Source organism: Paenarthrobacter sp. YAF11_1, from assembly GCF_052113445.1.
Lineage (GTDB): Bacteria > Actinomycetota > Actinomycetes > Actinomycetales > Micrococcaceae > Arthrobacter.
In genome coordinates this window covers 1-356 of sequence record NZ_JBFRDF010000050.1, presented here as the reverse complement: position 1 = coordinate 356, position 356 = coordinate 1, and the positions used below count along the sequence as shown (strand labels likewise).

Annotated in this window: 1 pseudogene; it reads left to right on the top strand. The window is 64.3% G+C overall.

Annotation, left to right across the window (positions count from 1 at the left end):
* Positions 1-356 (top strand): annotated as a pseudogene (locus AB4Y77_RS23030) (lipoyl synthase); the annotation flags it as partial.

Below are 356 nucleotides of genomic sequence, written 5' to 3'. Positions count from 1 at the left end.
CGCGCACAACGTGGAGACCGTGCCGAGGATTTTCAAGCGGATCCGTCCGGCGTTCCGGTACGAGCGGTCCCTTGATGTCATCACCCAGGGCCGGGATTTGGGTATGGTGACCAAGTCCAACCTGATCCTGGGCATGGGCGAGACCCGTGAGGAAATTTCCGAGGCGTTGCGGGACCTGCACGCGGCCGGGTGTGATTTGATCACGATCACCCAGTACCTGCGCCCGTCCGAGCGGCACTTGCCGGTGGACCGGTGGGTCAAGCCGCAGGAGTTCGTGGACCTCCAGCACGAGGCCGAGGAGATCGGTTTCCTTGGTGTGATGTCCGGGCCGTTGGTGCGGTCCTCGTACCGGGCGC